This is a genomic window from Streptomyces sp. BoleA5 (genome assembly GCF_000373665.1).
Taxonomy (GTDB): Bacteria; Actinomycetota; Actinomycetes; order Streptomycetales; family Streptomycetaceae; genus Actinacidiphila.
The window spans coordinates 104,989-125,468 of record NZ_KB892093.1; the positions used below are offsets into that span (position 1 = coordinate 104,989).

At 69.0% G+C, this 20,480-nt stretch carries 17 protein-coding genes and 2 tRNA genes; 7 read left to right on the top strand and 12 right to left on the bottom strand.

Annotation, left to right across the window (positions count from 1 at the left end):
• Positions 1–125 precede the first annotated feature (125 nt).
• Together B085_RS0108960 and B085_RS0108965 are read left to right on the top strand one after the other, a co-directional pair.
• A complete protein-coding gene (locus B085_RS0108960; protein ID WP_018558238.1) occupies positions 126–650 on the top strand; it encodes a SigE family RNA polymerase sigma factor in 525 nt (174 codons plus the stop codon).
• Positions 651–728: 78 nt separating this feature from the next.
• The gene (locus B085_RS0108965; protein WP_026250820.1) at positions 729–2,378 is read left to right on the top strand and encodes a long-chain fatty acid--CoA ligase; all 1,650 of its coding nucleotides are present in this window, start codon (positions 729–731) and stop codon (positions 2,376–2,378) included.
• A gap of 73 nt (positions 2,379–2,451) precedes the next feature.
• On the opposite strand, the gene B085_RS0108970 is transcribed toward B085_RS0108965, so the two are convergent.
• Both B085_RS0108970 and B085_RS41815 read right to left on the bottom strand, forming a co-directional pair.
• Entirely contained in the window at positions 2,452–5,769 is a 3,318-nt protein-coding gene (locus tag B085_RS0108970) for a PAS domain-containing protein (protein WP_026250821.1), read from the bottom strand.
• A 232-nt stretch (positions 5,770–6,001) separates the two neighbouring features.
• Positions 6,002–6,442 (bottom strand): SSI family serine proteinase inhibitor, encoded by a 441-nt coding sequence (locus B085_RS41815; RefSeq protein WP_063741003.1) that lies wholly within the window; start codon positions 6,440–6,442, stop codon positions 6,002–6,004.
• A 186-nt stretch (positions 6,443–6,628) separates the two neighbouring features.
• Between B085_RS41815 and B085_RS0108980 the strand changes: the two genes are divergently transcribed.
• Positions 6,629–6,719 (top strand) — tRNA-Ser (locus tag B085_RS0108980).
• Positions 6,720–6,900: 181 nt separating this feature from the next.
• A tRNA-Arg gene (locus tag B085_RS0108985) sits at positions 6,901–6,973 on the top strand.
• Positions 6,974–7,054: 81 nt separating this feature from the next.
• On the opposite strand, the gene B085_RS0108990 is transcribed toward B085_RS0108985, so the two are convergent.
• From B085_RS0108990 to B085_RS0109025, 9 genes are all read right to left on the bottom strand, one after another.
• On the bottom strand, positions 7,055–8,335 hold the full coding sequence (locus B085_RS0108990) for a tyrosine-type recombinase/integrase (protein ID WP_018558241.1): 1,281 nt from the start codon (positions 8,333–8,335) through the stop codon (positions 7,055–7,057).
• Positions 8,335–8,520, bottom strand: coding sequence for a helix-turn-helix domain-containing protein (locus B085_RS0108995; RefSeq protein WP_199789175.1), 186 nt, complete (start codon positions 8,518–8,520; stop codon positions 8,335–8,337). The genes B085_RS0108990 and B085_RS0108995 overlap by 1 nt, the downstream gene beginning before the upstream one ends.
• A 196-nt stretch (positions 8,521–8,716) precedes the next feature.
• A complete protein-coding gene (locus B085_RS0109000) occupies positions 8,717–9,856 on the bottom strand; it encodes a DUF3631 domain-containing protein (protein ID WP_018558243.1) in 1,140 nt (379 codons plus the stop codon).
• 170 nt (positions 9,857–10,026) lie between these two features.
• Positions 10,027–10,932, bottom strand: a complete 906-nt coding sequence (locus tag B085_RS0109005) for a bifunctional DNA primase/polymerase (protein WP_026250822.1) — start codon at positions 10,930–10,932, stop codon at positions 10,027–10,029.
• A gap of 582 nt (positions 10,933–11,514) precedes the next feature.
• Complete coding sequence (locus B085_RS0109010; RefSeq protein WP_018558245.1) at positions 11,515–11,985, bottom strand: hypothetical protein; 471 nt, start codon at positions 11,983–11,985, stop codon at positions 11,515–11,517.
• Between the two features lie 204 nt (positions 11,986–12,189).
• Entirely contained in the window at positions 12,190–14,301 is a 2,112-nt protein-coding gene (locus tag B085_RS0109015; RefSeq protein ID WP_018558246.1) for a cell division protein FtsK, read from the bottom strand.
• Entirely contained in the window at positions 14,294–14,707 is a 414-nt protein-coding gene (locus B085_RS50605) for an RRQRL motif-containing zinc-binding protein (protein WP_078619821.1), read from the bottom strand. The genes B085_RS0109015 and B085_RS50605 overlap by 8 nt, the downstream gene beginning before the upstream one ends.
• The gene (locus B085_RS0109020; protein ID WP_018558247.1) at positions 14,707–15,576 is read right to left on the bottom strand and encodes a DUF2637 domain-containing protein; all 870 of its coding nucleotides are present in this window, start codon (positions 15,574–15,576) and stop codon (positions 14,707–14,709) included. The genes B085_RS50605 and B085_RS0109020 overlap by 1 nt, the downstream gene beginning before the upstream one ends.
• Positions 15,573–15,836: a DUF6284 family protein gene (locus tag B085_RS0109025; RefSeq protein WP_018558248.1), complete on the bottom strand. Its 264-nt coding sequence runs from the start codon at positions 15,834–15,836 to the stop codon at positions 15,573–15,575. The genes B085_RS0109020 and B085_RS0109025 overlap by 4 nt, the downstream gene beginning before the upstream one ends.
• Before the next feature lie 454 nt (positions 15,837–16,290).
• On the opposite strand from B085_RS0109025, the gene B085_RS46735 reads away from it, so the two are divergent.
• Both B085_RS46735 and B085_RS41820 read left to right on the top strand, forming a co-directional pair.
• Positions 16,291–17,049 carry a GntR family transcriptional regulator gene (locus B085_RS46735; protein ID WP_078619822.1) on the top strand — a complete coding sequence of 253 codons (759 nt, stop codon included), beginning with the start codon at positions 16,291–16,293 and terminating at the stop codon, positions 17,047–17,049.
• A 117-nt stretch (positions 17,050–17,166) separates the two neighbouring features.
• Entirely contained in the window at positions 17,167–17,736 is a 570-nt protein-coding gene (locus B085_RS41820) for an AAA family ATPase (protein ID WP_026250823.1), read from the top strand.
• Positions 17,737–17,740: 4 nt separating this feature from the next.
• Here the strand turns inward: B085_RS41820 and B085_RS49205 are convergent, their stop codons facing one another.
• Positions 17,741–19,375: a hypothetical protein gene (locus tag B085_RS49205; RefSeq protein ID WP_158689695.1), complete on the bottom strand. Its 1,635-nt coding sequence runs from the start codon at positions 19,373–19,375 to the stop codon at positions 17,741–17,743.
• Positions 19,376–20,262: 887 nt separating this feature from the next.
• Between B085_RS49205 and B085_RS0109035 the strand changes: the two genes are divergently transcribed.
• Positions 20,263–20,475: an EF-hand domain-containing protein gene (locus B085_RS0109035; protein WP_026250824.1), complete on the top strand. Its 213-nt coding sequence runs from the start codon at positions 20,263–20,265 to the stop codon at positions 20,473–20,475.
• The last annotated feature ends 5 nt before the right edge of the window (positions 20,476–20,480 follow it).

A 20,480-nucleotide genomic window follows, 5' to 3' on the forward strand; every position in this document is an offset into this window, starting at 1 on the left:
GGGCGGCGGGTGCGGCCTCAGCCCTCCGGAGGTGGGGCGGGCCCCCGTCCTACGACTTCAGGGTGACCCCGCTTCGGCACCTGCGGCGGATCCCCCGTACGCGGACCGGCTCCTAGCGTGGAGCCATGACCACGCCCGTGTGCACAAGCGCCTCGCAGGCCCAGTTCACCCGCTACGTCCGGGCCAAGGGCCCGGCGCTGCTGCGGACCGCGCGCTCGCTCACCGCCAACCCCTGCGACGCCGAGGACCTGTTGCAGACCGCGCTGACCAAGACCTACCTGGCATGGGACCGGATAGACGACCACCGGGCGCTGGACGGCTACGTGCGCCGCACGCTGGTCAACACCCGCACCTCGCAGTGGCGCAGACGCCGGGTCGAGGAGTACGCCACCGACGAACTGCCCGAGCCGTACGGCCACGCAGTCGCGGGCCCCGACGCGGCCGAGCAGCAGGCCCAGCGCGACGCGCTGCTGCGCGCGATCGCCCGGCTGCCCGTCCGCCAGCGGGCGATGGTCGTCCTCAGGTACTACGAGGACATGAGCGAGGTGCAGACCGCCGAGGCGCTCGGGGTCTCGGTGGGCACGGTCAAGAGCGCGGTCTCCCGGGCCCTGGGCAAACTCCGGGAAGACCCCGAATTGCGCCTGGGGTAGTGACATACCGATCGGTATGCCAGCAGAATCTCAGCACCCACCTACCCACGCGTAGCCGCTTCAACGAGGAGGCGCCCGGTGCTGAGCACAATGCAGGACGTTCCCCTGCTGGTGTCCCGGATCCTGACCCACGGCTCGACGGTGCACGGCCGGTCGCAGGTCACGACCTGGACCGGCGAAGGCGAGCCGAAGCGCCGCTCGTTCGCCGAGATCGGTGCTCGCGCCGCCCGGCTGGCGCACGCGCTCCGCGACGAGCTCGGCGTCGAACCGGACGACCGTGTCGCGACGCTGATGTGGAACAACGCGGAACACGTGGAGGCGTACTTCGCGATCCCCTCCATGGGCGCGGTCCTCCACACGCTCAACCTCCGGCTCCCCGCCGACCAGCTGGTCTTCATCGCCAACCACGCGGCCGACCGCGTGATCCTGGTGAACGGCACCCTCATCCCGCTGCTGGCGCCGCTGCTGCCGGCGATGGAGTCCGTCGAGCACATCGTGGTCGTCGGCCCCGGCGACACCTCGCCGCTGGAGGGCTGCCGTCCCGCCCTGCACGCCTACGAGTCCCTCATCGACGGCCGTCCGGACCGTTACGACTGGCCGGAGCTGGACGAACGCTCCGCGGCCGCCATGTGCTACACCTCCGGTACCACCGGCGACCCCAAGGGCGTGCTGTTCTCGCACCGTTCGATCTACCTGCACTCCCTGCAGGTCAACATGGCCGAGTCGATGGGCCTGACCGACAGCGACACCACGCTGGTCGTCGTGCCCCAGTTCCACGTCAACGCCTGGGGACTGCCGCACGCCACCTTCATGACCGGCATCAACATGCTGATGCCCGACCGCTTCCTGCAGCCCGGCCCGCTCGCCGAGATGATCGAGGCCGAGCGTCCCACGCACGCAGCCGCCGTCCCCACCATCTGGCAGGGCCTGCTCGCCGAACTCGCCGCCAAGCCGCGCGACATCGGCAGCATGGGCCACGTCACCATCGGCGGCTCCGCCTGCCCGCCCTCCCTGATGGAGGCGTACGACAAGCTCGGCGTCCGGCTCCTCCACGCCTGGGGCATGACCGAGACCTCCCCGCTGGGCACCATGGCCCACCCGCCGGCCGGCCTCACCGAGGAGGAGCAGTGGCCGTACCGGATCACCCAGGGCCGCTTCCCCGCGTCCGTGGAGGCCCGGCTGGTCGGCCCGTCCGGCGAGGTGCTGCCCTGGGACGGCGAGTCCGCGGGCGAACTGGAGGTCCGCGGGCCGTGGATCGCCGCGGCCTACTACGGCGGCGCCGACGCCGAGGCGCTGCGCCCCGAGGACAAGTTCAGCCCCGACGGCTGGCTGCGCACCGGGGACGTCGGCACCATCACCCGGGACGGCTACCTGACGCTGACCGACCGCGCCAAGGACGTCATCAAGTCGGGCGGTGAGTGGATCTCCTCCGTCGAGCTGGAGAACGCCATCATGGCCCACCCGGACGTCGCCGAGGCGGCGGTGGTGGCCGTGCCCGACGAGCGCTGGGGCGAACGGCCGCTCGCCACGGTCGTCCTCAAGGACGGCAGCGCGGTCGGCTACGAGGAGCTGCGGACCTTCCTCGGCGAGAGCGTCGCCCGCTGGCAGCTGCCCGAGCGCTGGGCCGTCATCCCGTCGGTGCCGAAGACCTCGGTCGGCAAGTTCGACAAGAAGGTGATCCGCCGCCAGTACGCGGCGGGAGAGCTGGACGTCACCAAGCTCGTCTGACCACGCGGAACGTGGCGGCCGGGCCCCGGGGGGACCCCCCTTCGGGGCCCGGCTTGTGTCGTGCGGTGGGCCCTCAGGAGCCGATCTTGCCGAGCATGTCGACGATGCGTCCCTGGACGTCCGCGCTGGTCGAGCGCTCCGCGAGGAAGAGCACCGTCTCGCCGGACGCCAGCCGCGGCAGCTCCGCCGGGTTGATGTCGCCCGCCGTGTAGACGACCATCGGCGTGCGCTCCAGCCGGCCGTTCGTGCGCAGCCAGTCGACGATCCCCTGCCGCCTGCGGCGGATGAGCATCAGGTCCATCACCACGAGGTTCGGGTGCACCTGCGCGGCGAGCGTCATCGCGTCCGCCTCTGACTGGGCGTGCGCGACGTGCATCCCGCGCCGCTCCAGCGTCGCCGTGAAGGCCTGCGCGATCGCGGTGTGGGCCTCGATCAGCAGCACCCGCGGCGGGTGCTGCTCGCTGTCCCGCGGCGCCAGCGCCTTGAGGAGCACGGCGGGGTCGGCCCCGTACGCGGCCTCGCGGGTCGCCTGGCCGAGGCCGGCCGTGACGAGCACCGGCACCTCGGCCTGCGCCGCCGCCTGACGCAGCGACTGCAGGGCGGTCCGGGTGATGGGCCCGGTGAGCGGGTCCACGAACAGCGCGGCGGGCGGCTCGGCGACCTGCGCGTCGACCTCCTCGCGCGAGCGGACGACGACCGGACGGTAGCCGCGGTCGGTCAGCGCCTGGCGGGTGGCGACGTCCGGCTCCGGCCAGACCAGCAGGCGGCGCGGCTCGTCCAGGACGGTCCCGGGCTCCTGGCCGCTCTCCTCCGTGACGTCGACGGCGCCGTTGGGACCGTCGAGCGGCTCGGGGCCCTCGGTGTCCTCCGTGGGAGCGCCTATGGCGTACGCCCGGCCGGGTGTCTCCGTGCCGTTGACGGCCATGGGCGCGGCGGGCTGCGCGGGCCCGGGCTCCGCGGGGGTGGCCAGCTTGCGGCGCCGCCCGGAGCCGCTCGACGGCTGGGCGACCTGCTCGTTGATCTGCTGGGCGAAGGCGACGCCCTGCCCGAGGGTCCGCACGCTGATCGCCCGGCCCTGCGTACCGCCGTCGTTCTGCGGGGCCTGCGCCTCGGGCTGCGGCTGCGGCTGCGGCGGTGCGGGCGGCAGTGCCTGGGGCGGGACCATGGGCTGCGGTTGCGGTTGCGGCGGCGCGACCGGCTGGGGCTGCGCCACGTGCTGTGCCACGGGCTGCGGTTCCGGGCTGCGCTGCGTCTGCTCCGGGATCATCGGCGGCTCGATGGCCAGTGGTTCCGGCTGCGGCGCCGGGGTGGGCGGCGGGAGCCGTCGCGGGTCGACGATCGCCGACGGGCGAGGGGTGCTCTCCACGATGCCGCGCGGCCGGCGGGCCGAACCCTGGGCCTCCGGCCACTCGGTCGCCGGGGTGGCGGGGACGGAAGGGGCCGGGGCGGAGGAGGCGGCCGGCAGCGCGGGGAGTTCCGGTACGGCCGGGGCCTCCGCGACGGTGGTCCGGCGCGCACGGCGTCCGTTGCCCGGTGCGCTCTGCTCGGGCGCCTCCGGCAGCGCGGGCACCAGCCCCGCCTGCGGCTCCTGCGGCCCGCCGCGGCGGGCCCTGCGGCCGGTGGGCTGCTCCTCCGCCTCGACGGGGGCCGGGGGGAGGGCGGGCTGCGCCTGGGGCTGCGGCTCCTCGGGTCGCCGCAGGGCGCGGCGCCGCCCGGTGGGGGTCGGTGCGTCGGTGGTCGGCGCCGCGGGCAGCGCGAGCGCGGCACCGGGGACCGGCGCCGCCGCCACCGGTGCGGCCTGCTGCGGCGGCTGCGGGGCCGGCACGGCCACCGGCGACGGCGCCTGCGGCAGAGCGGCGCGGCCGGTACCGCGCACCGGCTCGGCCGGCACCGGCATGACGGTCGTCTCCGACTCGCGCCGGGGTTCCTTGACCGCCGTCTTCGCCCCGCCCTTGCCGACCGGCACCTCCATCACGTAGGCGCTGCCCTGGCCGGGCACCTCGTGCGTCTGGAGCACGCCGCCGTGCTTCTCGACGATGCCGCGCGCGACCGGCACGTGCACCGGGTTGTCGCCCGCGTGCGGGCCGCGCACCTCGATGCGGACGGAGTCGCCGCGCTGCGCCGCCGCCACCACGATCGTGGAATCGACGCCGCCGACCACGACCGGCATGTTGCCGGCCGCGTCGACGCCCGCCACGTCCGCGATCAGGTGGGACAGCGCCTGGGACATCCGATCGGCGTCCACCGTCGCCTCGATCGGCGGGGCGTGCACCGCGTACTGGGCCCGCCCGGGACCGATCAGCTCGACCGCGGCCTCGACACCGGACGCCACGACCTTGTCCATCGAGGTCGTCTCGCGCTGCAGCTTCTCCTCGCCGCGGTCGAGCCGCTGGAAGGACAGGACGCTGTCGATGAGCGTGGTGATCCGCGCGTAACCCGCGGTCAGGTGGTGCAGGATCTGGTTGGCCTCCGGCCACAGCTGCCCGGCCGGGTCGTTGGCCAGCCCGGCGAGCTCGGCCCGCAGTTCGTCCAGGGGCCCGCGCAGGGCGTCGCCGAGCAGCGACTGCAGTTGCGCGTTGCGGGCGGCGAGCGCGTCGAAGCGCGTGCGGTCGGTGAAGGTCATCACCGCGCCGACCAGCTGCTCACCCTCCCGCACCGGCGCCGTGATCAGGTCGACCGGCACCGAGCGCCCGTCCTTGCGCCATAGCACCTGGCCGCGGACCCGGTGCTTCAGCCCGGAGCGCAGCGTCTCGGAGAGCGGCGTCTCCTCGGCCGGGAGCGGGCTTCCGTCCGGACGGGAGTGGTGCACCAGAGGGTGCAGCTCCTGCCCGCCGAGGTCGGTGGCCCGGAAGCCCAGGATCTGCGCGGCCGAGGGGTTGACCAGGACGATCTTGCCGTCGGTGTCGACGCCGATCACGCCCTCGCTGGCGGCGCGCAGGATCATCTCGGTCTGGCGCTGCTGGCGGGCGAGTTCGGTCTCGGTGTCCAGCGTCCCGGTGAGGTCCCGGACGACCAGCATCAGCAGCTCGTCGCCGGTGTAGCTGTAGGTCTCGGCGAAGGGTGTGCGGGCGTCGTCGAGGTTCGCGCTCGTGACCTCCACCGGAATTTCACTGCCGTCGGTCCGCCGGGCGATCATCCGGGTCGGCTTGGTGCGGCCCACGTCGTCGTCGGGGCGGCGCATCGAACCAGGGATGCGACGCGCGTCGAACGCCGGCAGGAGGTCGAGTAGCCCGCGGCCCACGAGGGCGGTGCCCGGCGACTCGAAGGTCTCCAGGGCGATGGAATTGGCGTTGACGACGGTCCCGTTGGCGTTCACCAGGAGCAGGGCGTCGGGGAGCGCGTCGAGTATTGCCGCGAGGCGAGCAGCGCCTCGGGATGGCCTGCTGCTCACGAGACGCGTCCTCCCTGAAAACCGCACTTGCCGCCGCGCCACCACCCGCGAAGGGGCTTCCACCGGTGCTGGCCCATCTTGCCGCCGACCGGGGGGCATGTCACTAGAGCGAGTGTACGGGCAGAGGTTGGCAGTGAGGCTCCGGATACCCATGTCCCGTACGCGTGAGTAGTGTTCGCGTCCGAGGCGTGCGGATGTGGTGTCGGTCACCCCCGCGGCTCCCACACCCGACTCACACGCCCAGGTCACCGGACCCGTCGCGGACCGCGGGCGCGGGCAGCACCGGGGCCATCCGCCGCCAGCGCGCCGTCTCGCAGCCGTTGCTGCGGTCGTAGCGGGCGTCCACGGGCCGGCCGCGCCAGCTGCCGCGCACCGTCGCCCGCTGCGGGCCGCTGTAGATCATCGTGCACATCGTGCCGTGGGGCGAGGGGCCCACGGGCCCGCCCAGGCGCTCCAGGCGGGCGCACGCCTCCGACGCCTCGGGGTGGGTCCCGCCGACGGGGTCGCAGCGCAGGTCGTACTCCGACAGACGGCCGCCCCCGTCGTCCACGGTCACCCGCAGTACGTCGGGGGGCGCTCCCGGCACCGGAGGGCAGGCCAGGGCCGGCGCGGCCACCGTCAGCGGCAGGCCGAGCGCGAGCGCGGCGGTCATGGGCACACGAGCCAATCGCATGCTCCGTCCCTACCTCCCCGCGGCGGCCCGCGCCTCCCAATCCACCCGATCGTGGGCGCGCCGCCCCGGCGCCCGCCGCAACGCCTTTGCCCTGGCCGCACGAGGCCTAGTAATCTGGTCAGCGATTGGTCCCAGCCCGGTGGGCTGTGCCATCATCTGCACACACCCGCTCGCGCGGGTACACCAGGAGGCGTCGCCTAGTCCGGTCTATGGCGCCGCACTGCTAATGCGGTTTGGGGCTTACCCCCCATCGAGGGTTCAAATCCCTCCGCCTCCGCCTCACAGAAGCCCCGGCCACCCGGCCGGGGCTTCTGCCGTTCCCGGACCCTCCGCTGGACCGCCGTTGCGGCGTTTCCGCAGGTCAGTGTGTGTGTGGCTAATGGATTTCACCTCACGGCGCGGGTCATGTAATGTTGTTCCCGCAACGCCGACCGGCAAGAAAACGCCGGGAAGCACAAGCACTCGTAGCTCAACGGATAGAGCATCTGACTACGGATCAGAAGGTTGCAGGTTCGAATCCTGCCGAGTGCACACAGCTCAAAAGGCCCCCGGGATCATCCCGGGGGCCTTCTGACATCAGCGGCTGACATCAACGTGGTTCGGGCCGACGTCTCAGCCGGCCGCGAGGCTCACCGCGTCGCCATCGTCGCCGTCCTCCTCGTCCAGCCCAAGGGCGTCGTCCATGCGATCGGCTGCGGCCCGCAGGGTCGTGTGCATGACGTGCGCGTAGGTATCGAGCGTCATGGTGATCGTGCTGTGCCCGAGCGTCTCCATGATGGTCCGAGCATCGACCCCCTGAGCCAGCAGCAGCGAAGCGCACGTGTGCCGGAGGTCGTGCACCCGGACCCGGCGGATCTTGGCGTTGCGACAGAGGACCGTGAGCATCCTGTTGAGGCTCCGGGGGTCCGTCGCGCGCCCCGTGGCGGTGGTGAAGATCAGCCCGCTCGGCTGCTGGGGGAGCGGCTGCCACTTGTTGCCGGCTACGGCCCGTTCCTTGGCCTGCGTGCCCTTGTGGGCGCTGAGCGCGGCAACACAGCGCTTCGGGAGAGAGACGGTCCGCACCGAGCGCATCGTCTTCGGCGTTCCGAAGATCAGCTCACGCTTGATGCGCTGGAGGTTGCGCCGGACCCGGAGCTGACCGTTGGTGAGGTCGACGTCGGCCCACGTGAGGCCCAGCACCTCGCCCCGGCGCAGGCCGGTGGAGACCAGCAGTAGCCACAGCGCATAGAGCCGGTGGTCGCGTGCGGCCCTGAGCAGCATCTTGGCTTCGGCGCCGTCCAACGGGCGGACTTCCTGTCGGGTGACCGTGGGGGTTTCCACGATCTTGGCGACGTTGCGGGCGATGAGTTCTTCTCGGACCGCCTGCTGGAGAGCGGAGCGCAGAACGGCGTGGACGTACTGGACCGTCCTCGCGGACGGATGCCGCTTGCAGCACTTTCCGACCGCACAGCACGTCTGGTCGCCCTTCTCCCTGGCGGTGTCGACCCCTCGGAGACAGCAGAGGCACCCGTTTTTGAACTCGGCCAGGAACAGGCGGACATCGGTCGGGGAGAGGCGGTTGAGCCTCTTCTTGCCGAGTGCCGGGGTGATGTAGAGCCGGCTCAGTCCCTCGTAGCTGTTGAGCGTGGCGGGCTTGAGCCGAACAGACGCGATGGTGGCAAGCCAGTACGTGAGGTAGTCGCCGAACGCCATGGCGGAGGTGGCGGCCGGGATGCCCTGCCGGGTCTTCTCCTGGAGTTCGGTGAGCTTGTGGCTTACCTCCTCCCGCGTCTTGCCGTAGACGAACTTCCTCACGCGCGTTCCGTCGGGACGGTAGACGTATGCAGCGGCGTGATAGCGGCCGTCCTTGCGCTTGGTGATGGTGCCTTCGCCGTTGGCGCGGCGCTTGGCCATTACGCGGCCTCCTCAATGCTCTGCTGGATGTAGTTGCGGACGGCGTCGACCGGGATGCGGCGCGAGCGGCCGGCGGTGAAGCTTTGGAGCTGCCGGGAGCGGATGAGGTCGTAGACCTTGCTGCGGCTGAGGCGTAGGGCGGTCATGACTTCGGGGACGGTGAGGGCTTCGGGTGCTGCGGGCATGGCGGTGCGCACGTCGAACCTCCGGGATGCTGTGGGGCCCTCTGACCCCCTTCTGGAAAGTCCGCTACTTCCGCTACCGCCGCTACCTCGCAGGTCAGGGGCCTGTTTGGGGGTAGCGGATGGGGTAGCGGTAGCGGATAGGGCGGGGTCCGGTAGCGGGAAGCGAGGGTGCTTCCCGCTACCGGATTAGTGCAGGTCAGGGTGTGTTTTCGCACCCGGGTAGCGGAGGTAGCGGACTTTCCGGGGGTGGGGGGCAGTAGCGCTGCCATGCGTCGTGCAGATCGGTGGCGTAGTAGCCCTTGAGGACACCCCCGCCGGTCTTGATGTTGCGGGAGGCGACCGGTTCGCCGTCGGCGGTGACGTACTCGCTCAGCATCCGCGACAGTCGCCGGGAGTCGAGCGGGCGTCCGTTGAGGTCGGCCCATGGGGCGTCGTCCAGGGCGTTGAGCCGGTCCAGGATGGCCACGGTGGGCAGGCGGTCGATGCCGCTGAGAACGTGGTCGCGCAGGTCGGTGAGCAGCCGCACGCCGACGCTGCCCTTGTCGTTGCTGCGGGAGGCTTTGACCAGGGTCAGGCACGCTTCCCGTGCCCGGCGCGGCCAGTCGCCGCCGACGGCGTCGGCGATGGCGATCAGGGGTTCCCACACGTCCGCGGGTCGGTCGGTGATGCCGTCGGGCATCTCCGGGAACGCGTCGGTGACCTGTTCCTGTACGGTCTCGGCCCACTTGGCGAGCCGGTCGCGCAGGGCGTTGCCCTCACGGACGTGGATGCGGGTGCGGAATGGTTCGGCCTTCTCGTTCCGGGCCCGTCGGCGCATGCGGATGATGACCGAGCGGGTCAGGATCGTGTCGGGCAGCGAGCCGAGTCCGGCGACCGCGACGGCGCAGAACGAGGGGAAGCCCTGGACTTGCTGGTTGGAGCCGTCGCCCACGCACCGGTACATGACCCGTCCGCGGGTGTGGCCTGCGTTGATGAACCCGCGAAGCTGTTCGTTCTCTCCGGCCTTGGGGCCGAAGATGGTGTCGATCTCATCGAACAGGATCGTGGGCCGGCCGCCGTCGATGCCGGACACCGACCGGAACAGGGCCGATGCGGAGGCGTCCACGGCCGCCATGGCGCGCGGCACCAGCGATTCGACCACTTCCAGCGCCCGCGACTTTCCCGACCCCGGCTCGGGCGACAGGAACGCCAGCCGCGGTGTGGAGTCGAACGCATCCAGCAGGTGCGCGTGCGCGTCCCACAACGTCACCGCTACGTACGCGGCCTCCGTCGGGAAGACGTTGAACCGTCGGTGGAAGGCTTCCACCTCATTCAGCAGTGCTGCGCCGTCGGTCATGGGGGCTGTCCTCCGGTCGGTTTGCTGCGGGTCAGGGAGAAGAGCTGACAGGACGCCCTCACGGGCGGCGACTTTCGGCGCACCACTCGCCGCGGCGGCATCGGCCGGCATGGCGGGGTCGGGGCCGTCGGTGGCGGGGATGCTCTTCAGTGGAGAGCGGGTGGGGGTGGTCATGCCGTATCCCGACGTCGCGGGTTGTGGACGATGGACCAGTTGAGTGCGCTGCGCAGGGTGGAGCGGCACTGTGACGCCGGTAGTCCGGCCGCCTCGCCCGCTTCCTGAAGAGCCTGCTCAACCACATGCCGGGGGAGGTCGCCCCACGCGACGAACCGCCCCATGGCGCGGGCGGCCCGGAACAACGCCGCTTCCCGCGAACCCTGTTGGGCTGCGGCGACGTTCTGCGTCTCGTTGGCGAGCGCTATGTCAGCGTATCGGCGTGATTGTCCCGCTACGGCCACTGAGGGGGCCTGTGCCGGCTTGGGGGCCGGTTCCAGGATGCTTTGCAGCCACCGGGGCAGAGGGGCCGCCACGGAGCTGCCTACGGCCTCATAGCGTCCCGAGGGCGTTTCGGAGCCGGCGGCGACGACGTACCCGCCCCATGCTCGGGTATCGACCAACGGGCCAACGGTGCCTGCGGTGTTGGACAGGCGGGTGCCGGGCGGGGCGGTGAAGTACAGGTGCTCTCCACCGCTCGCAGTCCGCACCCTGTGCGTCGTGGGGACGGCCTGTTCGGCGCGCTCGCAGAGCGCCTTAAAGGTCGCCGCGCCGGTAGGCGCGTCTGCACTGCTGTTGTCCTTGGGCACGTCCAGGTCGACCACCAGCAGCCTGGACGGGCCCGTGGCGATGCCGACGTTGAACGGCCCGTGCGACCAGGTCGCGCGGATACGCTCGGGGTCAGTGGTGGCACGCTGCTCCCACTTCAGGTGCCCCGCCGCGCAGGGCCCGGAGTGGGCGCAGGTGGCTTCCCCGTGCAGGGCCGGCCGCTTACTTCCGGGGCGGAGCGGGAACACTGCCCATCCGCGTTCGGCTGCGGATAACGCTGCCGACAGCAGCGCCGATCGTGCGTCGTGCGTCATGCTGGATGCCCTCCAGTTCTCTTGCTGGGCGCTGGAAACGGGGCGGGCCGCGGTCTTTGGCGAGAGGCGGCCCGCTCTGGCGTGTTGGTCAGTCGTCGGTGTCGACGGGGACCAAGCCACCGCTGATAAGCGCGGCGGCGGTGTCGGTGTCGAACCCTTGGGCTTTGAGCGCCAGCCGGGTACGGCGGGCCTTGTGGCGTTGGCGTTGCCGGGCGGCAATGGCTTTGGCTGCGTTGGCGCGGCGGCGTTGCTCGGGTGGGCGTTGCTCCCACGCGCTGTAGCAGTCCGGGCAGGCGGGCCAACCCTGCGGGCCGTGAGATCGGTGCTCGGTGGGCTTCCCGCAGTGCTGGCACGGCTCTTCTCTCTGGACTGGGCAGAGGGCCTGATGCGCGCCGTGGTCGGTGACCAGACGACCTACGGCGAGGTGTCCGATCGCGGTGCGGTGCAGTCCGCAGCGGCACCACCATTCGGCCCGGGCAGGTTCCGCGGGCCGTACCCAATTGGCGGCACTGGCCGGGGCGGACACCCATAAGCCGGGGCGCTCGGGGGTGGGGCGGAGGCTGCTCACCGGTGCCCCGCCCGTTACCCGTGGAAGTGGTTGCGCTTGAAGACGGCCTTGCGGATGTTCACGGTCGTCCCGCGGTCGGCCTTGTCGCTGCGGAGGACTTGGGCGGCGATCCAGCCGCCGAAGATGACTGCGGCCAGGATGATGAGTTGGTGGACCAGGGCCGCGAGCGCGGCGATGAACGTCGTCAGCAGCACCAGCCCGCCGCACACGGCGGCAAAGCCAACGCCACCGAGCGCGATGTTCACCGCGGTCCGGGAGACGACCGGACGGGCCTGCTCCGGCATCGGGGCGGGGCTGTGCGGGGTGAGGGTGTAGCCGGTGACGACACGGCCGTCGGGCAGGACGACGCTCGCCACGGCCGCCCCGGCGTCCGGCTGGACCGGTATCAGCGGGGCCGCGTAGGGCTGAACGGGGACGAACGGCGCCGGCTGGTGGACGGTCACGGCCTGCTCGACGGCCGCGTGTCCGGAGGTCTCGGGGAACATGCGGAATCCCTTCTCGGCATGGCGCAGGGAGGCTGAGGCACCCCCTGTCGGGGTGCTCCTGGAGGGGGTTTCGGGGGTGCTGACCTGCGGTCCTCCCTGACTCCCTGATGGATCATCTGGGCTGGTCAGGGGCAGGGAGGCGGGTCAGGGAGGGTGTCAGGGAGTTCTCCCTGCCTCCCTGACCCGCCCGGGGTGCAGCTCCCTCTAGTCCGCGGCGGAAGCGGAACCGTCGGCGTCGCGGTTGGCGAGCGCGCGGGCGAGGCGTTCGCGGCCGATGACCATGCGGCCGTCGGACTTGTAGGGCTCGGCTCCGGTGCCGTCCAGGACGCGCTTGAGGTCAATGAACGACCAGCCGCCGTAGGCGTCCGCGTTCAGCGCCGCCAGCCGCTTGAGCACGTCCTGGGTCAGCACCCGCGGCGCGTCCCCGAGGACGCCGGCGATGTCCGCGAGCGGGTCATGATCCTGTCCGCGCTCGATGACGTGCAGCGTGGTCACTCCGTCGCGTAGGGCCTTGGCCCGGGTCGCGATGGTCTCGGCGTCCTCGGTGCTGATGTAGTGCGTCCGCACGGTGATGGACGACTGTCCCTTGGGGATCTCGATCCCGTCGGAGGCGACGACCAGCGTTCCCTTGTCCAACCCCGGACGCAGCAGGTTCGGGGCGGCGCCACCGTCGACGGCCTTGTCCCCCAGCGCCATACGGGCCTGCGACTCCGTCCCCAGCGCCAGCGACGCGCGGGTGTGCGCGCCCTCCCGCACGAGCTTGGGGAGGTTCTGGTCGGTGGGGTCCTGCGTGCCCTGCCACAGCAGCACGTTCACCGCACGGCCCTGGTTGTGGATCTTCCGCGCGGCCATGAAGTACCGGCTGTTGGAGCTGGACCCGCCATAGGGGCGCTTGTCCTCGTCCTTGACCGGACACATGAACGCCACCTGCGCCTCGTCCACGATCACGACCAGCGGCGGGAACACCGTGCCCGGGGGCGCCTGAATGCGGCGGTTCATCTCCTCGACCGCGTCCTCAACCATCTCGGTGACCTGGATGACGTGGTCATCGGTCGGGCCCTGGATCAGCCGGGAGGCAAGGCCGTCGAACATGGCCCAGTCGCCGACGCCCTTGAGGTCGCCCATCCAGAACTCCACCGACCGATCCAGCGCCAGCCACAGCGCCAGCGCCCGCAGGGCCGCGGTCTTGCCCTGGTTGGACAGGCCCGTGATGAGCAGGTGCCGCTGATACACACTCAGCGCGGCGGCATCGCCGCGCAGGTCCTGACCCCACGGGGCCCGGCCCTTGGCGTAGTCGGCCCGAAGCGTCTCGTCAGTGACCAGCGGGGACGGGCCGATCGGCTCGTCCAGTGCGCCGGAGTCGGCGATCCACAGTCGGACCGTGCGGGCCGCGGTCGGGATGGTGATGAACACCTCGTGCTCGTGCCTCGTGAGGTTCTCCGCCAGCTTGCGACGCCGGTTCTGCACCTCGATCGTGGACACCCCCGACGGGAGGGTCACGTCGACCTCGACACCGCAGCCAGCGATCCGGATCGGCCCGAGCATGGAGGCGCCGGCGTCGCCCATCTCTTTGATGGCGTTGCGCAGTGCGGGCACCCCGAGGTCGCGCAGGGCCTTGACCACGATGGACGGGGTGATCGGCTCCCCCTCGCCCGACCGGACGTTGGCGGGCATCGTCCACTGCGGCGCGGCCTGCTGATGCCGACCCACGGCCCACAGCGCGAGCAGGGCGAGGAACGGGCCGATGTGCACCAGCGGGCCCCACACCACCTGCACGATCGTGATCATCAGGTTGATGAACTTGATCACGGCCATGATCGGGGTCACGACGTCGGTGACGTCCTTGGTGGCGATCGCCATCACGATGCCGAGGGCGACCAGGCCACCGATGCCGACACCGGTCCCGACCGCGATGCCCTTGGCCGCGGCGATGGGCGAGTACAGCAGGTCCATGCGCCGGCGGTGCCGGGCGGCGCGGAAGCGCTGCCCGCGCTCCTCCCACTGCATCGCCTCATCGAACTGCCCCGCAGCCTCAGCCGCGCGCAGCATCCGCTCATAGCGGGCCGCAGTGCGGCCCTCCCACGTGCGCCGGACCACGATCCGCGTGCCACCCAGCACGTACATGCCGTGCCGGATCACCGCACGCGCCACAGTCTTCGTCCGCTCGTGCGTCGCAGCCGACTTCACCGCGCGCCCGGACCGGACCCAACGCCGCGTGAGCTGCGGGTGTTCGGGGGTCGGTATGGGCTTGGGGTCGACCGCGGGCGCGGTGTCGGTGGAGTTGTCCTTGAACAGTCGAACGACGTTGTCACTCATGCTTCGGGGTCTCCTGACTGCCCCGCGCGGGGGCGTCGGTCGGGTACGCGCAGGGCACACACATGCCGAGTGATGCGGGGATGACGTAGCCCGCATCGGATCGGCAGGAAGGACAGGTGCGTCGGGCGGTCATCGCTGCGGCGAGCGCGGCCCGTTTCCCGGGGGTCATCGGCCGCACGGGCTTCGCGCGGTCGACGCGGTAGAGGTAGGCGACCAGCACCCCGGACTTCCGTCGGCGGGCCTGTCGCATGAGCTGAGCCGCAACCGGCTGACCACCAGGGCGTAAGCCACGGGCCCGTAGTTGCCGGCGGGTGGCGTAGCCGTCGGGTGCGAGGCGCCACGGGAAGGTGGGTATCCCCCACGTGGCGCCGGACGGGTCGTAGCACTTCCCGAACGCCGGCGACATCAGGCGACCGCGTCAGTGTCGCCGGGGCCGTCGGTGCGCTCGGAGCGCAGGGTCTCGCGCAGGACACGCGCCTTGGCGGGCGAGGTGCGTACAGCTCGGCGGATGCCCTCTGCCGTCAGGTCCTCGATCGGCCAACCGGCGGTCGCCTCGCGGGCCTCGATCAGCAGCTCATCGGCCGTCCGGACCGGTCGGGGCGTGCGGGCTACCTCGGGGACTCGACCGGTCGCCCCACGGGGGCGGGTCGACTCCGCCGCGGCAACCGCGACCGGTGCCGACTCGATCGCCGCCACCAGCTCGACTTCCGCGGGCGGGGTCGGGGCGGGAAGCTCGACCGCGACCGGTGCCGGAACAGGCGCGGGCGGGGTCGACTCTTCCAGGTCAGCGGTAGACCGATTCCTCTTGGTCTCGGTCGATTCTTCCGCATTCGCGTGCGGGGTCGACTGGTGGTGCAGGACCTTGGCCACCAGGTCCGAGCCGAAGTAGATCGACCCGACCGGAAGCGAGGTTGCCAGCAGGACCAGGGCCCAGTTCGCCGGGTCCCAGTCGGCCAGTCGACCCCAGTCGACCGACCCGCCATGCAGCTCGGGAACGAGTCCGTGCACGTAGTTCAGCAGCAGCGAGGCGACCGTGTAGGTGGCCAGGACCTTGAGCGCGAACTTCCGGTCCCGATCGGTCAGGACCAGGGTCGCGATAAGAGCTAAGGCCATCAGGCCGTCGACCACGAACGGATACAGCGTTGCCGCGGTGGCGTCCGCGCCGATCGTGGTCGCAACGTCCCGCAGCGCGTTCCAGGAGACCCGGAAGGCCATACCAACGACGCCGACCAGGGCCAGCACCAAGGCGGCCCGCCCCTTGCGCTTGAGATTCACGCGGCACCGCCCGTCCGGCCCGCGGGGCAGTTGGCCAGGTCCCGACGGGCGGCGAGCACCCGCCGGCGGGCCCGACGCAGACGACGGGCGTCCACCTCGGACGGGATGCGGTCGAGCGTCATGATCTGTGCGTCCAGCAGTTCGACTTCCGCCAGGACGACGGGCATCTCACGCTCGATCGCAGACAGCTCAGCGTCCGACGGTTCACCATCGGACGCGATGCCGGTAACAACCGGCTGACGTGCAGCGATGTTGCCCATGGGTCACAGTTCCTTTCAGGCAGGAACGGCCCGAACAGCACCCCCGGTGTTCCAGCACCGGGGGTGCGCGCCGTTAGAGCAGGGGTCCCGGCTCCCCTCAGCGCTGCTCGTACGAGACGAGCAGCGGAGGCAACCGGCCGCAGCAGCAGAGCCACGGAGAGGTTGGCGTGCGTGTCGCTGTCTCCTTCGGGAGCGCGCTCCCGTTGCAGGCGTGTGGAGACGTGACCTTTCGGTCTCTCAGCCCTCCGGTTGACCAGGGGTCCGGGTCCCTCGGCCCGCTCGGTCCCGGGCCCCTTGACCTCGAATGGGCCCTGAATCAGGGCGCAAAGAGGTCCGGCACCCGCTGACCGGTCATCGACCAGCAGGCACATCCCTAAGGTTCCCTAGGGTTCCCTGCGGTGTCAAGCGGTAAGCTAGGGAACCTCAGGGAAGCGACGACCAGGAGCGAGGCAACATGGCAGGCCAGGCCGACAATCGGGCGCCGTACGCGAAGATTGCCGCCCACTACATGGAGCTGATCACCTCAGGTCAGCTACAGCCAGGAACCCTCTTGCCGAGCATCAAGAACCTCTCGGAAGAGTGGAAGGTGAGCACCGCAACAGTCGAGAAAGCCCTGCGCAAGTTGCGTGCTGAGGGACTTGTCCGAGGCATTCACGGCATCGGGACTGAAGTCTTGGATCAGCCGGCTCCGATGTCTTCCGGGTCCCAGAGGCAGGACCGTGGACGCCGTACGGGGTCGAGTTGGGGAGCAGGCGAGCGGTCTGATTCGCATCAAGCGGCCGTCGTGCCCGCGCCTGCTGACGTGGCACAAGCACTGGAGATCGAACCTGGTTCGGACGTTGTGCGCCGTAGCCGGGTGTACAGGGACCGTCACGGCATCGTTGCTCACAGCACGTCATGGATTCCCGCACGCTACGGAAAGCTGATCCCGCAGCTAGCTGCGAGTGAGCGCCTGACGGGCGGAACCTCGCTTCAGCTCATCGCGCAGGCAACCGGTCACCCGATCAGCCACCGAATCGACACTGCCTCTGCCCGACGACTGACGCCGGAGTACGCAAGACTCCTGGAGTTGGACCCTGACAATCCGCCAGCGGAACCGGTGGTCGTAATGACAGCGAAGTTCGTCGACAGCGAGGGCAACACCGTGGAATACGGCGTGGACCTTGGCGGGCCTGGCCGGACATGGCGCACAGAGTCGGAGGTCACCAGGTGACGGTGGCAGGAGACGCGCTCGTGAACGTTACTCGAAGAGCGACTAGATGCACTGCTTGCGGCCCGCAGGGCTGACACAATCAGGCCCGAAGCCGAAGCAGAGGTGGCCCCCCCAACGATGACGACGACACACCCGCCGTTCTGCGTCCTGATGGCCGGACTCCCCGGCTCTGGCAAAACAACCCTTTCCCGCGCTCTCACCGCTCGCGGATTCGTACGACTGTGCCCGGATGAAGAGATGTACCGCCGGCATGGGGTCTACGGAGTGGACTTCCCTCGAGGGACCTTCCCCACGCTTGAGCGGCCGGTCCTCGAAGACGTAGCGGTCGACCTCCGGGAACAGCTCAAGGCGGGGCGCGATGTCGTCGTTGATCACGGCTTCTGGACCCCAGAGGACCGAGCCAGATGGAGCGCCGTCGCAGCCGACGCTGGCGCGACCCCTCTGCTGGTTTATCTCGCTGCCAGCCATAACGAACTGTGGGAAAGGGTCAGCAAGAGGAACGAGTTCCACGCGGACGATCCGAATTCCATTTACTTTTCCGAGAACGACCTACAGCGGTATCGCAGCCGGTTCGTCCCCCCAGCGGTAGACGAACCACACGTGCTGTACGACGGTGACCCGGTGACTGTGATCGCGGCATTGGAAGCGTCTGGCCGCGCGCGATCAGTCGAAGATGATAGCCGTTAGGGCGTCAGTGGGCCGTTTGGGAGGTCAATGCAATGCGCAGAATGCGCAGCAATTCGCGCCTATTTTCCCTGTAGCGCTTCCTGTCTCTGGAATCCAAATGCAGTACTCTAATTTGCTTAATTCCCGCAAGTACTTGGCCTGCGAGTCCAGCGCGAACTACCCGATGCGCGAGGAGGGGTGCGAACTCTTTACTCGACCTGCTGGTGCTCTCTGTCACCGAATCGTGCAGTAGTACTGCCAGGCTGGGAGCGTCGCAGTGTTCAAAAAGGATATCGAACAGCGCGTTGGCGACACTTCCTTGGGGATTTTGAGTAACCCCATTGAGTCCCACGGCGATGGAAGTCCAACGGGATTTCTCTATGTTCACCTCCAGCCACCTCCGCCCGACCTTCTCGGCAATATCGGCTCGGTCTGCAATTGTGAGAGTTTTTATGTGATCGCGCACACTGAGTCCGGATGAGAGCTTAGTCAGAAACCTGTCAGCGGCGCTTGGGCTAATCTCGGCAATTGCATCATGGAGTTCTACGAGGTGATGCATGTTTTCCCGCCGCATCACCCAGGAGCGCGCTATATCAAAGATGATCTCACTTTCGCCCTCCGGGAGCCCGTTGTGAAGAATTGAGCAAATCTCGATTACCTCTTCAAGGCTGCGATAGTCCCTGATGTCATCGACGATCGCTCGAGTACTGAGGTCGACGAGCCCTTTGAGGCGTGGGGGCATCTTGGCGTATACGTCGATGGTCAACTGCGCCACAAATTGCACAGGGGCTTGACGGGAGTAGTCGGAAAGCAATTGCCGGGCATATCTGTGCCCGTACTCCTCTTTAAGCCACGTGGACAGTTCTGCTACATCGGCACCGGAGCGACTCCTCGCCAACTCGTACATCTCGCGTAGTGCAGCAGATGTTGAACTCTCGAACAGTATCTTTAGGTTTTGCTTGACTGCCCCAAGTGGCGGTTCGGCGCTTTCGATCTCCTCCTCTTCGTCGTAACGGACAGAAATCGAAATCTCGGTGGCCTCGATCTTCTCCTCAAGTTCTGAACACCGGGCTTCTACTTGCATTTTTTGCCTGTGGGTGGCTTCCAGTTCGACTTTCAAGCGCGAAATTTCCCGAAGTAATTCATCCCGCTCGTCCTTCAGGCGTTCATGGTCTCCTTTTAGGGAAAGTAGGGTGGCTTCGGAATTTACCCGATCCATAACCCAGTCGCCTTGCAATTGGCTGAGCTCCAGGCGTATCTCGTTGGCTTCTGCCTGTCGTCGTTCGAGTAGCAACTCCAAGCCCTGCTGGTGCAACGTAAGTCGTCTGATCTCCCTCTGAGACCGATCAACTTCCTGGCGCAGCGTCTCCATCTTGTATAGCTCAGGGTCGAAAGCGCGGAGCGCTTGCCCTCGAAGTTCTACAAGTCGTTGGCGGGTTTCGTCGGTGACTGGCGTTCCTCGCTTTTTGGCGATCTCATCCAGGAGTCGATCCATGAACTCCGAGGAAGCCACTCTGCGACCGTTCAGAAAACGAGATACGTAGCTCTTGTCCACGTTCACGCGAACTGCATACTGCTGCTGTGTTACGTCGAGAAATTTGAACAGGGTCGTCAACTCGGTTGCAAGCGCCGCAACTTCCGGCAACCTGCTCAGCTCCAACTCAGAGCGGGCACCTTCTGACCTGGGCTTATCCAACTGGCACCGCCTCATCGGTTAGGGAGGAGAGTTGCGAGTGATTGGCAAGCGATGTGGTTTCCAGCAACGGCCACCCGTAGTGAACGCTGTTGGTCTAACAGACCCTTCTAGCTCCATGGAGCTTCATCACATGCCGGCCGTAACGCTCCTCTCGCATGCTGCGACTACAGTGCGATGGACTCAACGAGTCCTCCTTGTTGCTCTGTGCCTCCTGCCTCTCCTGTTGGTAACCCTTGCGTGCCTGCCAGCGATCGCGATCCTCCCGTTCACGGACCGAGGTTCACAACGGTCTGTCGAAGTTCTCCGGCGGCTTGAGACATGGACCCGCCAGACTCTCCGTCACAGCAAGTAGACCGTATGTGTGGGGTGGCGATAGTCCGAGCGGCTTCTGATGACATCAGTCTGTGACATCAACGTGGGCGTACATCAGCCGACAGCGGTGTCTACGTTGACCTGTTGGTGAGGGCTTCAACCCTGGCCGCTTGCCGCGGAGTCGTCCCGAGCACCCGCCTACGGATCAGAAGGTTGCAGGTTCGAATCCTGCCGAGTGCACAGCAAGCGAGAGGCCCCCGGGATCACCCGGGGGCCTCTCGCGTTGTCGCCCACGAGCGCGCGGACGTCTCCGCGTTCACCCGGAGTCAGGGGTCGCGGCCCGGACGCGTCATGAGCCGGAGCGGTGGTGGCGCAGTGCGGGGGCGGTCGCCCCGAGGCGTCGGTGAAGGTGCCCGGAGCGCCGCGGGCGGCGGGCCGGCGGCCGCCGTGATCCACCTCCGCCCGCCCGCCGGCGGGGACGTCGCGGCGGCTAGGGTGTGCGCAGTCAGGACGAGTACACACAAGGAGGGGTGGTCACGATGGCGGACATCGAGGCGGCCAAGAAGGCGTTCACACGATTCGATGTCGACGGGGACGGGCTCATCACGGCCGGCGAGTACAAGAGCGTGATGGCGCAGCTCGGGGACTTCAACGTGACCGAGACCGTGGCGCAGAGCGTCATCAGGGCCGTCGACGCCAACGGCGACGGCAAGATCTCGTGGGACGAGTTCTGGGCGGCCCAGCAGGTCTGACACCG

What these genes read in the sequence shown, in the direction of transcription:
- B085_RS0108960 (WP_018558238.1), top strand. Translation starts at nt 126, where the DNA reads ATGACCACGCCCGTGTGCACAAGCGCCTCGCAGGCCCAGTTCACCCGC.
- B085_RS41815 (WP_063741003.1), bottom strand. Translation starts at nt 6,442, where the DNA reads ATGCGATTGGCTCGTGTGCCCATGACCGCCGCGCTCGCGCTCGGCCTG.
- B085_RS0108990 (WP_018558241.1), bottom strand. Translation starts at nt 8,335, where the DNA reads ATGGCCAAGCGCCGCGCCAACGGCGAAGGCACCATCACCAAGCGCAAG.
- B085_RS0108995 (WP_199789175.1), bottom strand. Translation starts at nt 8,520, where the DNA reads ATGCCCGCAGCACCCGAAGCCCTCACCGTCCCCGAAGTCATGACCGCC.
- B085_RS0109000 (WP_018558243.1), bottom strand. Translation starts at nt 9,856, where the DNA reads ATGACCGACGGCGCAGCACTGCTGAATGAGGTGGAAGCCTTCCACCGA.
- B085_RS0109005 (WP_026250822.1), bottom strand. Translation starts at nt 10,932, where the DNA reads ATGACGCACGACGCACGATCGGCGCTGCTGTCGGCAGCGTTATCCGCA.
- B085_RS0109010 (WP_018558245.1), bottom strand. Translation starts at nt 11,985, where the DNA reads ATGTTCCCCGAGACCTCCGGACACGCGGCCGTCGAGCAGGCCGTGACC.
- B085_RS0109015 (WP_018558246.1), bottom strand. Translation starts at nt 14,301, where the DNA reads ATGAGTGACAACGTCGTTCGACTGTTCAAGGACAACTCCACCGACACC.
- B085_RS50605 (WP_078619821.1), bottom strand. Translation starts at nt 14,707, where the DNA reads ATGTCGCCGGCGTTCGGGAAGTGCTACGACCCGTCCGGCGCCACGTGG.
- B085_RS0109025 (WP_018558248.1), bottom strand. Translation starts at nt 15,836, where the DNA reads ATGGGCAACATCGCTGCACGTCAGCCGGTTGTTACCGGCATCGCGTCC.
- B085_RS46735 (WP_078619822.1), top strand. Translation starts at nt 16,291, where the DNA reads ATGGCAGGCCAGGCCGACAATCGGGCGCCGTACGCGAAGATTGCCGCC.
- B085_RS41820 (WP_026250823.1), top strand. Translation starts at nt 17,167, where the DNA reads ATGACGACGACACACCCGCCGTTCTGCGTCCTGATGGCCGGACTCCCC.
- B085_RS0109035 (WP_026250824.1), top strand. Translation starts at nt 20,263, where the DNA reads ATGGCGGACATCGAGGCGGCCAAGAAGGCGTTCACACGATTCGATGTC.